We start from the raw sequence: 13,117 nt of genomic DNA, 5'->3' as shown, positions 1-13,117 counted from the left end.
TCCCATCATCGAGGTAGCCGCTATGGCAGCGACGCAAACAGTTCGATGCAAGCGAGGAGGGCAGCTGCTGATCGCGCTGATTATAGCGGTGGCTGCTCCCGCCGTTGCCCAGGTGCAGCACGACGGTTTCAGCCAGTTGCTGGCCGACCATGTACAACCTTCGGTGGGTGGGCACAGCAGCCGGGTGAACTACCGGGCGTTGAAGGAGGACAGTGCTCGGCTGGATCGTTATCTGACGGTATTGTCTGCGGTGTCGCCGGCGCAATATGCGGCCTTCGACCGCCGGGAAAAAATGGCCTTTCTCATCAATGCCTATAATGCCTTTACCCTTCGCCTTGTGCTGGATCACTACCCCGGCATCACGTCTATCAAGGATATCGGTGGCTGGTTTTCGAGCCCATGGAAGCTACGTTTTATTCCGCTGTTGGGCGACAAGTTGAGCCTTGATGATATAGAGCATCAGCGTTTGCGGGAGCCGGGGGTGTTCGACGACCCGCGTATTCATTTTGCGGTGAACTGTGCCTCGGTGGGATGCCCCTCACTGAGGGAGGAGGCCTATACTGCGGAGGCCCTCGATCGCCAACTTGATGACCAGGCGCAGCGATTTATGTCCGACCGCTCCCGCAATCGCTACAACCCTCAGCGCCAGCGGCTGGAGGTGTCGAAAATCTTCGACTGGTACGAAGACGACTTCACCCGCGGCTATCGCGGTCATCACTCCCTGAAGGGCTTTCTGGCGGGCTTCAGTCAGCAACTGGCTGACGAGCCGTCGGCCCGGAACGCCATCCGCGAAAAGCAGCTTTCGGTGAGTTTTACCGACTACGACTGGCGGCTGAACGATAGCCAATAACGGAATATATCAAGCGCAAAAGTTCAGGGCTTATTCGGTGCGCTCCTTGTCTTCAATTTGCGCGAGTTCCTTTGCCAACTGATGGCTGACATCCATCGGTGAGCCGGTATGACGGGCCAGCTTCTGGTAGGCCATCGGCACCACGAACAGGGTGAACAGGGTGGCCGAGCTCACTCCAAACACAATCACCACTCCGATAACAAAGCGTGATTCGCTGCCCGCGCCAAAGGATAGCAGCAGGGGCAGGGCGCCCATAATGGTGGTGATTGCCGTCATAATAATCGGGCGCAGGCGCAGCTCCGCCGCGCGCAGAATCGCGTCTTCAAAGGCTACGCCCTGATCCCGGAGTTGGTTGGTGAACTCCACCAGCAAAATGCCGTTTTTGGCCGCCAGTCCGACCAGCATAATGAGCGCCACCTGGCTGTAGATATTCAGGCTTTGTCCGGTCAGGTAAAGCCCCGCCAGCGCGCCCGCCACAGCCAGGGGAACGGTCAGCAGAATCACCATGGGGTGTACGAAACTTTCGAATTGGGCGGCCAGCACCAGATAGACCACGAGTAAGGACAGGGCAAAGGTAAAGTACACCGAGGCTCCGGCATTGACATAATCCAGTGACTCCCCTTTGTAGTCTATGGAGGCCTCCGGGGCGACTCGGCGGGTCAGCTCCTCCAGATATTGAAGGGCTTCACCAAGGGGGTAACCGTCGGCAAGGCTGGCGTTAAGGGTAATAGCGCGGACGCGGTTATAACGATTAAGCACAGCGGCGTCGCCGCGCTCGTCAATGGTGACCAGATTCGACAGGGGAATAAGGGCATTGCTGTTGGCGCGAACATAAATATTGTGCAGGTCTGCCGGGCTGCTGTGGCGGTCGGGTTCCCCTTCAAGAATGACGTTGTATTCTTCGCCATCCAGCATAAACGTGGTTACCTTGCGCGAGCCAAGCAGGGTTTCAAGGCTGCTGTTGATCTCACGGATACTCACGCCGAGGTCGGCGGCGCGGTCGCGCAATACCTTAACCACCATTTGCGGTTTGGTTTCTCGAAAGTCGCTGTCCAATGCCAGCAGGCCGGGATTCTTGCGCGCTTCGCTGAGAATGCTGTCGCGCCACTGGGTCAGCTGCCGGTAGTCGCCGCCGCCAATCACAAACTCCACGGGTTTGTTAAAACCGCCGCCGAGGGCCTGGGGTTGAATGGGGAAAATCGTCAGGGCGGTAAAACCTGCCATTCGGCGACGAATATCCGCGACAATTTCGTTGCTGGGACGCCGTGTTCCCCAGTCGTTCAGTACAATGATGGAAAAGGCTTCATTGTAACTATCGGCGCCGCCGCGACCACCGGGAGCGCGCACCAGCAGTCGGTTGATCTCGCCGTTTTCCACCAGGGGCATCAGCCGCCGCTCGAACTCGACCAGGTTCTCGGTAACAAATTCGAAGGAGGCACCTTCCGGGCCGCGTATCAGCGCGAAAATGACCCCGCGATCCTCCTTGGGCGCAAACTCATTGGGCACGGTTTGCATGAAGAACACCGAACTGCCCAGCGCAGCGAGTACTACCAGCACAGACAGCAGTGGACGGCGCATACTCACGCCGAGTTGCCGGCGATAGAGGCGTTCCATTCGGTGGAGCAGACCCTCAACGAAGTTTGCCATGCGCCCGTGGATGGCGTCCCGCCGCAGTAGTTTGGCGCAAATCACCGGCGACAGGGTCAGGGCGACAAGACTGGAGAATACCACTGCGACCGCCATTGCCACGGCAAACTCGCCGAACAGGCGACCGAGGTCGCCGTCGAGCAGGGTGATGGGGATGAACACGGCCACCAGTACCAGCGTTGTGGCAACCACAGCAAAGCCGACCTGGCGACTGCCGCGAAAGGCCGCCACTAACGGCGTTTCGCCGTTCACCAGACGGCGGTGGATGTTTTCCAGCACCACGATGCTGTCATCCACCACCAGACCAATGGCCAGGACCAATGCCAACAGAGTGAGCAGGTTGATGGTGTACCCCAGTGCCGACAGTACGGTGAAGGTGGCGATCAGTGACACCGGCACGGTGAGTGCGGGAACGAGCATCGCGCGGACATCGCCCAGAAACAGGAAGATCACCAGCACCACCAGCGACGCGGCGATAAACAGCGTGCTGTAGACCTCCTTGATCGCGCTGTCGATAAATACTGAACTGTCGAAACTATCGTGCAACACGGTGCCCTCGGGCAGCCCCTTGCGCAGTTTATCGGCCTCGCGCTTAGCCGCTTCGGCGACCTCCAGAGTATTGGCCACCGACTGCTTGATAATCCCCAGGCCAACCTGGGGAATACCGTTGCCGCGAAACATGTTGCGGTATTCCTCAGCGGCCAGCTCCACCCGTGCAACATCACCCAGACGCAGTAAATACCCGTTGCTGTCGCGACGGATGACCAGCTCGGCAAAGTCCTTCGGGGTCAGATACTCCCGCTCGATTTTCACCACAAAGTCGCGGTATTGGGACTTTAGCGTGCCCGCGGGCAGCTCGACGTTTTCCCGGCGCAGAGCGTCTACAATGTCGCTGGCAGTGAGTTGCCGGGCCGCCAGGGCTTCCTGATCCAGCCAGATTCGCATGGCGTATTCGGGGCCGCCACTGACCCGAACCCTGGCGACGCCGTTGAGCACCGACAGCCGGTCTACCAGGTAGCGCTGGGCGTAGTCGGCCAGTTCGAGGTTGGTCATTTTCTCCGAGGTCAGATTGAACCAGAGAATCACCTGCTCGTCGGAGGTGGCCTTTTGCACCTGCGGGGCATCGGCCTCGTCGGGCAGGCTGTTGATCACCCGCGACACGCGATCGCGAATATCGTTGGCCGCGGCGTCGATGTCGCGGCTGAGCTTGAACTCGATGCTCACCGAGGAAAACCCGTCCTGACTGCTGGAGGACACGGTTTTAATGCCCTCGACACCGGCAATTTGGTCCTCTATCACCTGGGTAATCTTGGATTCTACAACCTCCGCCGAGGCGCCGAGGTAGGTGGTACTGACGGTGACAATAGGTGGGTCAATGTCGGGGTATTCACGCAGCGGCAGGCGGTCGAAGGCGAGGCTGCCAAAGGCCACCAGCAGCAAACTGATAACCAGCGCGAAAACCGGCCGCTTGACCGCCGTATCCGATAACAACATGGCCTAGCCCTCCTGAATAGCGACGGGGCTGCCGGGGCGAAGCATAAGAAAACCCTCGGTAATCAGCTGCTCGCCGGGGTTCAGGCCGCTGACGATTTCCAGCTCACCGGCGCGGCGAAAACCCGGAGTGACCTGTCGCTTTTCCGCTTTGCCCTCGTCGTTGACCAGCCACACGTAATGGGAATCCTGGGCGCTCTCCAGTGCCTGTTCCGGAATAATAATGGCTTCGCGCTGTTCTTTTAGCAGCGACAAGCGCATCAGCATGCCGGGTTTCAGCAGGCGCTCAGGATTATCGAGGCGGGCGCGCACGGTGACGCTGCGTGATACCGGGTCGATACGGGGATTGATTGCAGTGACCTCGGCGCTGAACTCCCGATCCAGTGCCTCGCTAAAGGCGGTAATTTTCTGGCCGACGCTCAGGGCGCTGAGCAACAGGCTGGGGACCTGCAAGTCCATACGCATCACACTGAGATCGTCGAGGGTGGTAATGCTGTCGCCCGCCGACACCAGCGCGCCGGGGCTGAGGTTGCGCAGTCCGGTGGTGCCATCGAAGGGCGCGCGCAGCGTGCGTTCGGCGATTTTGGCTTCGACTTCGGCGATACGGGCATGGGCGCGCTCGCGATTGCTCACCCGCTGGTCGTATTCATTGCGCGCGGTCACCTGAGAGGCAATCAGGCCCTGAAGGCGTTTGACCTCGCGCTCCTGTTCCGCCAGATCAGCTCGCGCCGAGCGCAGCTGGGCCTGTTCTTCCGCCTGCTCAAGAGTGGCGAGCAAATCGCCCCGCTTGACCTGTTCGCCCTCGTTAAAGTGCAGGGCCGCGACCTTTTCCGATACGGTGCTGGTAATCAGCACCGACTCCCGTGCGAGCAGGGTGCCGAGTGCGGGAATGCGCTCTTCAAGTTTGCGCGGCGCCAATGGCAGGGTTTTTACCGCTGCGGGTGGGCGTGCGGACTGGGGGGAATCTCCCGGGGTATCGCAGGCAGACAGCGCCGTGATGATGGCCAGACTGAACGCGATTCGGCTCATGGCAGAGAGCATGGGGCAGAGACTCCTTTCGACTATCGGTAAACAGAAACTTGAGGGTCGCACGGGATGGAAAACAGTGAGACGCAGTACTTTAACACCGTGGGTGGAAGAACCCCTCGCAGAAATCATGCCATCCACCCAAAAAGGCGTCGAGGCCCCGGCAGGCCTTAATACTCCTTGTTGAGCAACGTTTCGAGATAATGCTTGTAGCGCAGATAGACCGCGCTTTGTTCGTACTGGCCTTCACCCAGCGAAATGCGGTCAATACGGAAGTAGTCGTGATGGGGGTAGCGTTCGCGCAGCTGTTGTTGCAGGCGCTGCATAAGTTTTGGCCCCTCGTCGCTGTGGCGTATCCACTGATGGTTCCAGCGGAAGTCGAAACTGGCCTGGCCATTTTCCCGCTCAACCGCGTGGGCTTCGATGTACAGCGTGCTGCCGCTGACCTTGGGTGGCTTGAGCGGGTGGCTGACCCAGCGGCCGCGATGCTGGCGCAATTCGTAGAGGTGAAACTGGTGGGTATTACCCTGTTCCTGTCGGCAGTGGAGAAGGAACAGCAGTAGCTGGGCCAGAAAGCGGTCGGGGTTGCTGCACGGGCTGGAGCGGTAGCTAAGCGAGCCCCGTTCATCGCGCACAAACAGGTCTATCCAGCCATCGCGTGTGTGATAGAACAGGTGGCAGTCTTCCCCATGACTGTTCTCGACGATGCTGGCCAGAGCGGAATCCGGCACGCAATAGGGGTCGAGGACAATCGGGCTGAAACGCTCCTGGCCCCGTTCCAGGCATTCGACCAGGCTGGAATAACTGTCTGCCCGCACCACATCCAACTCGTCGTCCCGCACTTGCAGAATATGGAAGCCGCTACTGAGCTTGATGACATAGCGTGGCGGCGTCTGTGTGTTGGTAAAGCAGCGGTTGATGCCGAGGGTCAGTTCCTCGATGCGGGTGACCAATTGCCCCTTGGGATCGTTAAAACAGATCACGTCGATGTTTTGCGGCGCCTTGCCCGCGGCCACGGTGAGCTGCTGGTAGGCATTCAATGTGTCGAGCAGGGTATCTTCGCCATTGAAACTCTGGGCGATCACCTCGCCCCAGCTGTTAATGCAGACCATTTCCACCGAGGTGACCGGATAGTTGCTGCGGTGCTGGGTAATACCGTGGCTGTTGAGCTGGCTCAGTGGATCCTGCCCGAGATTGAGGAAAAAAAGGGTGGATAGCGGCACCTTGGGTTGGGCAAAGGCCTCGTGCTGCCGCGGGTCGCCTGCCGGAACGTGGCTGGGCAGGTGGCTGCGCAGCCGCTGGGCCATATGATTGAGGTCTTCCTCGCTGATGCCCTCGCGGCGACCGCTGAGCCGCAGGCGGCTGTTGTCCTTGACCAGTCCGTTACAGAAGCACCAGCACAGCAGGGCGCTGAGCTGACTGTCTTCCTGAAGAATGGCGTCGGCTTCGAAATCGTGCCGGGCGCTGGCGCTGACCACCCAGCGGCGCTGTTCGCCAAAACCCAGAGTGTGAAAGTACAACTGCTGTTCAGACAAGTCCGGGGCAATGCCCGGATTGAGCCATTCGATTTTGTTGCGCTTGCGCTCAAAGGCGGCGTAGAGCTTGCGCCCGAGCAGGGTCAACTCCTCGGAGTTAATCAGCGCCTTCTGCTGGCTCTGCTCGGCAAACTCCTGCAGGAAACGGTAGCTGTTGGTGAGTTCAGCCACGAGAAAGCGGTGTTCATCCCTGACTCGGCGAAGCTTCCAGCGGTGACGGGTGTCGAGATTGAGCAGGTGCTCAGGCTGCCAGTGCCACTGGCTGGTCAGTTGCTCCAGTAACAGCCGTCGCTGCTGGTGTTTCATGGAGGTGCTGAGCGACAGGCGTAGCCCGGTTTTGAAGTAAAAGGCGCGCCGTACCAGTTCCAGGCGGTCGCGTTCCTGGCGATCGCTGAGATAGCTCTCCAATCGGCGGTAAATCAGAATATAGGGGTCGAGCTTGTCGATGTCGCTTTCGCCGAGGTGCACCTCGCGCTTGAAGCCGATGGAAATAGGATCGACATTGGGGAAGTTGCGCGCATAGGCCTCGGTAAGCAGTAGCTTGAGTACGGCTTTATAGGGTGACGAAATCGCCTTGTAGAGCTGCCATACCCCGGCGCCGATAAATTCCCCCGCTGGAATATGGGCGACACCGCCAAAGTCGATGGACTCGTTGTCGCGTACCAGCCCCTCAGTCCGTAGTTGAGCGGTGTATTCCTCGTAGTGCTCCTCGGCCTCCGGCGGTACCAGCCACCAGATGGGATAGCGCCCGGCGAGCAGCAGGGCGGAGCGATAGAACTCGTCGAGCAGCAAAAAATGCTGGCTGGTGCCCGCCGCGTCGGCGTCCAGACGATCCCGCTTGCCGCGGCGAAATTGCTCGCAGTCCATCAGGAAAAAATGCAATTCCAGCCCCAGTGACTCTGCCCAGCAGGTGATCTCCCAGGCTTTTTTGCGCAGCAGGGTCAGCTCCGGTTCGCTCAGGTCGGCGCTGTGACACAGCCAGGCGTCGAGGTCCGAGCTATCTGACTGGGCAATGCTGCCGCAGGAGCCCATTAAAAACAGGCTGTGAATCTGTGGCTGTCGGGGCTCCTGACAGGGATAGTCGAAACTGCGGGCAATGTGTTGATGCACGCGGGTGAGGGTGGCATCGTCGGGGGTGTAGCCATCGATACCGCAGGGAGCGCTGGCGTTGACGTAGCCGGGTAAAATCGGGTGGTTGACGTGAAACAGCAAGGGCAGCAGGTCGAGCAATATACGCTGGTGATCCTGCAGCGATGTGCGGCTGCGCATCAACCGCTGCTTGTTCAAATTCAGGAAGCGCTCGCGCAGCTCGGCGACCCGGCTCGCACTTATGGCGAGATCGGAGAGCGACTGTGCGGAAGACTCGACGGGCATGGCGGGCGGCGCGTGTGTGAACGGGTTCCTACACTTTAGCGATACCGGCAGTGAATGTCATTGTTAGTGCGCTAATCCCGATGTCGATGCAGATTGAGGTTGCCCTGTGTATCCACTTCGGCGCGCCAGCCGGTCTGCACGAAACAGCTGGCCACCGGCTCGCGGATCAGTGCCGGGCCGGTCAGCGAATCCCCCGGCGCCAGCGTTTCGCGGTCGAAGCCGGGCACGGGTGTGTCGATACCCGCCAGTGAATAATAGTTGGGCTCGCTCTTGCCGGGACCGCGGTGATCGGGCATGGCCGTCAGGGTGGCGGGAGCGCGCAGCGCCACTCGAATATTGATTAACTGCACAGGCAAGTTCAGGCGGTGACCGTAGCGCTCGGCATGGTGGGCATGGAAGCGGCTGATGAGTGCGGGAATATCCTCCTGCCACGGCAGGTTCAGCGTATAGGACTGGCCGTGGTAACACAGGTCGAGGGAGGTGTGGGCGGTGATCTGGTCGCCGTGAACCCCCTCGGCGGCCAATTGCTCTCGGCCGGTCGTTGCCATTGCTGCCTGAAAGTCGCGCAATGTCGCGGCCAGTGCCGGCGTCAGCGGCTGGTTTACCGTCTGTGACAGCTGCCGTTCACGGGGGGCCAGCAACATGCCCAGTGCGGAAAAGACACCGCCGTGACGGGGCAGAATGATCTGTCGGCTACCCAGTGCCTCGGCGAGATCACAGACATGCAGGCCGCCGGCGCCGCCAAAGCAGCACAGGGCAAACTCGGCGGGGTCGAAGCCGCGCTGAACGGAGATTACCCGCAGCGCGCGTACCATGTGTTCATTGGCGATGGCGATGATCCCTGCGGCGGTGTCTTCAATACTCAATGACATAGCGTTGGCGAGGGAGGCGATGGCAGCGCGGGCGGCATCGGCCACAATGGGCATGCCGCCGCCCAAACGGGTGTCGGCGGGGAGGCGGCCGAGCACCACGTTGGCATCAGTGACAGTGGCCGAGGTGCCTCCCAGTCCGTAGCAGGCAGGGCCGGGGTTGGCGCCAGCAGACTCCGGGCCAACCCGGAGCAGGCCGCCGGCGTCGATATAGGCGATCGAGCCGCCACCGGCGCCGATGGTATGCATATCCACCATGGGCACGGCCACCGGATAGGGGCCTATGCGGCCCTCGGTGGTAAGGGCAATATCGCCGTCGATCAGCGCGACGTCACTGGAGGTGCCGCCCATATCGAAGGTCATCAGCTTTGGCTGGCCCAGTCGCTGGCCCAGGTGTCGGGCGGCGGCGAGGCCACCAGCCGGGCCGGACAGCAAAAGATTGACGGCGCGCCGCCCCGCCGTCGCGGCATCGGTGGTGCCGCCGGAGGACTGCATTACCGACAGTGGGCTGTCGCCGAGGGCCTTCTGCAAACGGTTCAGGTAACTCTGCACTCGAGGGCCGATCCAGGCGTTGAGCCAGGTCGCCATCCCCCGCTCGTATTCTTTGTATTCAGGCAGTACCTCCGATGAGCGGGACACAAACAGGGTGTCCGGCAGGGCCTCGGCAATGGCGATTTCGGCATCGGGATTGAGAAAGGAAAAGAGCAGGTTTATTGCCACGGCGTCCGCCTGACATTGCTTCACTTGTTGAACCAGTGCTTGCAGTTCCACTGTATCGAGGGCGCGAAGTTCGTGACCCTGGGCGTCTACCCGGCAATCTGCCGCCAGGCACAGCTCAGGGGGCACCGGCGGGGTGCTGGGCTGTGGCAGCAGGTTGTACAGTTCGGCGCGGTGTTGGCGGCCAATGCTGAGCAGGTCAGTGAAGCCGCGATTACCGATATACACAGTGCGCACGCCCTTGCCTTCGAGGGCGGCGTTGGTGGCGACCGTCGTGCCGTGAACCACGTGCAGGCGACCGTCGTCTACGGCGCCTTGCAAGCCCAGTGCGGTGATGCCGTCGAGAATGGCGCGCTCTGGCTGGTCGGGGGTGGACAGACACTTGTGGATACGTACCTGATCGCCGCTGACGGCGACAAAATCAGTAAAGGTGCCGCCGGTATCGACACCGAGGTAAATGGCTTGGGCTTCAGTCATAGTGTGTACAGGCGTAGGAGCAAAACGCCTATTGTCGCGGCTGCATCGGCAGATGTCATGTCCGGCGTGCCCCCGGCGCTGAATGGCCGGGGGCTGCGGGGGACGTCAGTTTGTGCTGCCGGGGCTTGCCGGGGCCGCCGCCGGGGTGGCGAGCAGCGGCGTCAGCGCCGGCTGGATGATTTTCAGCAACTGGGTGGCAAGGCCGCTGGTGAATTCAAAGCCTTCGGCCTTGTTGCCGCCGACGTGGGCGAGAATTACGCCAAAAAAACGGTCGCCAATATAGAAGGTGAACAGGGCGTTGCGGTTGACGGCAGTATCGCCTATCAACCTGCCTCCGGCGCCGTAGGATTTCATACGGTGATCGCCGGTGCCGGTTTTGCCACCCACTTGCACGGGTTTGCCCTGGGCGTCGACAAAGAGCCCTTTCAGACGCCGCGCCGTGCCGTTTTCCACCACGCCGGCGAGGGCCTGGCGCACGGTCTGCGCCAGCTCCACCGACAACACCCGTTGCCCGGCAGGTGGGTTGATGGTCAGCTCTGTTTCGTAGGGTGTGTTGCGAGCGAAATGGACTCGGTCTATCTGGCGCAGGGGAACACGCACACCGTCGTTGACGATAATACCCATCAGCTCAGCCAGTGCGGTGGGGCGGTCTGCGGAGGCACCCAGCGCGGTGGCATAGGAGGGCACCAGACTGCTGAAAGGATAGCCCAGCCGTTGCCACTGCCGGTGAATACCCACGAAGGCGTCCCGTTCCAGCAGAATGCGAATGCTGCGGTCCTGTGCGCGGGCCTTGCGCGAGCGGGTCAGCCAGGCGTAGGCGTCCTGACGCACCGCTGCGCTATCTTCAACAATTTTGCTGTGGCTGATGTCCGCTTGCTCGAGCAGCGACTTGACCAGCCATAGTTCCAGTGGATGCATGCGCGCGAGGTAGGCGCGGTCGTTGCTGTTGAAGCGTTCGGGGTCGTACTGGCGATACAACTTGGCGATATCGACTTCCTCCAGAGCGTCGGCACTGAGTCGCAGTTGTATAAAGCGCTCCAGCTCTTCCAGATCTGCCTCGGGCTTTACCGAGCGAAAGGCCATTGTCAGGCGTCCGGGAAAGGGCTTGGTGCGCTGCGCCAGGCGCTGGATGATCTGCTGGGGGTCGAGGTTGCGGTAATAGCTGTAGAACTGGTTGAGATAAATCTTCCCTTCCAGGTCGGCAAAACGGCTCAGGTAGTCGCCCCGGCGGGGATCGCCCCGGTCGAGCAAAACTTCCCGTGAACCGGGGATTTCCATGGTGTAGTAGCGGGTGATGTCGCGCATCATGCGGATAAATACCAGATTCACCGAGCGATTCATGGCATCGGCAACGGTCAGTACGCGGCTATTGTCGAGTTTGTCGAAATTGCTGAATTTGTGCAGGCCACCGGCGGTGAAAAAGGATTCGGCGGGGCTGGCGGAATAGCTGCGCAGCATCGCGGCGTCGAGCAGGCTTCTCAGGTCGATGCCCGGATTGTCGATCAGCCGCTCCAGCGTCCACTGGCGCAGGGGGTCTTCGGCGACGTTGCGGGCGAAGGCGAGATCGGCCGGCGGCATGCCGCGGTATTTCAAATACACCATCTCGATGATTTCAAGATAGCTGATCAGGGTGCGTAGTTTTGCCGTTGAGCCCAGGTCCAGTTTGGAGCCGGTGTTCATATCAAAGGGCATGTCCAGATTGTCTGTCTGCACCCGCAGCACATTGCCGGTTGCAGTGCGCTCGTAGAGCACCACACTATAGCTAAGGGCGCTGAGCTGACCTTCACGCAGCAGCTTCTCGCCGAGCAGTCCGGACTGTTTGGCATAGTCCAGATTCGCCGCGCGCTGCAACAGATTGCCCACCTCGGCCTGGGTGTCTCCGGCAATGGTGGTGGTCGCGGTGAGGTCGAGACGGTCCAGGGTATACAGGCTGTTTACCCCCAGAATGTTCATCAGTTCGCTGCGCACATTGTTCACCGCCTTGCGCGAGACGAAGGCGGGGGGCGGCAGAAAACGCTCGCGATCGACAAAGGTCAGTGGCTGGCGCATTGCGGCGTCGCGCAGCTTTTCGCCAATAATGCCGTTGTTCGCCAGCACGCGCAGGTAACTGGTAGTGAGCTGGTCGAGATCGCTCCGCCCTTCAAGCAGATAGTGGGAGGGGCGCCGCTGGGACAGTAGCAGGCTCAGTGCAGCCTTGAAGACCCGCGCCTTTTCGTCGATGCCAACTACCTCTGAGGGTGCGGTGAGCACATAGTTGGCGTGTTTGAAGTCAATGCCGTACCACTGCTTGAGACCGTCGCCAATGCCGTGAATTTCCCCGTGCCCCGCGCGCCCGGAGAGGGGGGTTGAGTTCAGGTAGGACAGCACAATGGACTTGCGGCTGTCGCGGCTGGTTTCACCCGAGTGGTAGTAGCGCACACTGGCAGACACAATCTGGCGCAGCTTTTCCCGATGGTCGGTGGTCATGCCGCCTGGGGAATAGCGGTATTTCTCCATTTGTGTGGCCAATGTGCTGCCGCCGGGGCCGCCTTCGCCGGGGTGGAGGATGCGACCCATCGCGGCCTGAATCAGTCGGTCCCATTCCACTACCGGATTCTTTGTCGGGCTTTTTTCAGTCAGTAATTCGCGGTTTTCAATAAACAGCAATGCCTTGAGCAGCAGTTGTGGAATGTCGTTGAAGTGCCGGTAGACGAACTCCGGCTCGCGCGCGGCGAACAGGGTTTTGCCGCCGTCGCCGAGGATGGTGAGGCCGGTTTGGCTGGGCACTGCGTAGGGTGGATTGCCTCCCCAGTTTGCGTAGGCCAGCAGCTCCGGAGAGAACTCCGCCTGACGGCTGATGGTGTAGCCCTTGCCTTGCAGGCGCTCTGTGAACACCGGCAGGCGGGTATAACCGTTCTGGATGTTGTAAGGGCCGTGCTGGGGAAAGCGAATATGTTCGGCGGCACCCTCGCGCAACTCGAAGTGAAGGTCCTTGGCCAGGGCGGAAAAATAACGCGACTGAAAGTATGACGTGTGATACTCAATGGCGACAACAGCCACCCCTGCGAGGGACATTGCAAGGGCGAAATACAGCACCGACTTTTTAAGCTTGTTCCGGGTAGTCACAATAATGGTTGCCAATGTTTGCGTAG

General features: G+C 60.5%; 6 protein-coding genes. 1 reads left to right on the top strand and 5 read right to left on the bottom strand.

Going from position 1 to position 13,117, the window contains the following annotated elements:
* Positions 1-22 precede the first annotated feature (22 nt).
* Positions 23-850 carry a DUF547 domain-containing protein gene (locus HCU74_RS11945; protein WP_168450647.1) on the top strand — a complete coding sequence of 276 codons (828 nt, stop codon included), beginning with the start codon at positions 23-25 and terminating at the stop codon, positions 848-850.
* A gap of 30 nt (positions 851-880) precedes the next feature.
* On the opposite strand, the gene HCU74_RS11940 is transcribed toward HCU74_RS11945, so the two are convergent.
* The 5 genes from HCU74_RS11940 to HCU74_RS11920 all read right to left on the bottom strand — a co-directional run bounded on the left by HCU74_RS11940 (position 881) and on the right by HCU74_RS11920 (position 13,091).
* Positions 881-3,991 carry an efflux RND transporter permease subunit gene (locus tag HCU74_RS11940; protein ID WP_168450646.1) on the bottom strand — a complete coding sequence of 1,037 codons (3,111 nt, stop codon included), beginning with the start codon at positions 3,989-3,991 and terminating at the stop codon, positions 881-883.
* A gap of 3 nt (positions 3,992-3,994) precedes the next feature.
* Positions 3,995-5,029 carry an efflux RND transporter periplasmic adaptor subunit gene (locus HCU74_RS11935; RefSeq protein WP_168450645.1) on the bottom strand — a complete coding sequence of 345 codons (1,035 nt, stop codon included), beginning with the start codon at positions 5,027-5,029 and terminating at the stop codon, positions 3,995-3,997.
* 155 nt (positions 5,030-5,184) lie between these two features.
* The gene (locus HCU74_RS11930) at positions 5,185-7,923 is read right to left on the bottom strand and encodes a class I adenylate cyclase (protein ID WP_168450644.1); all 2,739 of its coding nucleotides are present in this window, start codon (positions 7,921-7,923) and stop codon (positions 5,185-5,187) included.
* 71 nt (positions 7,924-7,994) lie between these two features.
* Positions 7,995-9,986 carry a hydantoinase/oxoprolinase family protein gene (locus HCU74_RS11925; protein WP_168450643.1) on the bottom strand — a complete coding sequence of 664 codons (1,992 nt, stop codon included), beginning with the start codon at positions 9,984-9,986 and terminating at the stop codon, positions 7,995-7,997.
* A gap of 105 nt (positions 9,987-10,091) precedes the next feature.
* On the bottom strand, positions 10,092-13,091 hold the full coding sequence (locus HCU74_RS11920) for a transglycosylase domain-containing protein (protein ID WP_168450642.1): 3,000 nt from the start codon (positions 13,089-13,091) through the stop codon (positions 10,092-10,094).
* Between the last annotated feature and the right edge of the window lie 26 nt (positions 13,092-13,117).

This window comes from Spongiibacter thalassae, from assembly GCF_012272835.1.
Lineage (GTDB): Bacteria > Pseudomonadota > Gammaproteobacteria > Pseudomonadales > Spongiibacteraceae > Spongiibacter > Spongiibacter thalassae.
The sequence above is the reverse complement of the archived record's forward strand: the minus strand, read 5'-3'. Positions and strand labels throughout refer to the sequence as shown.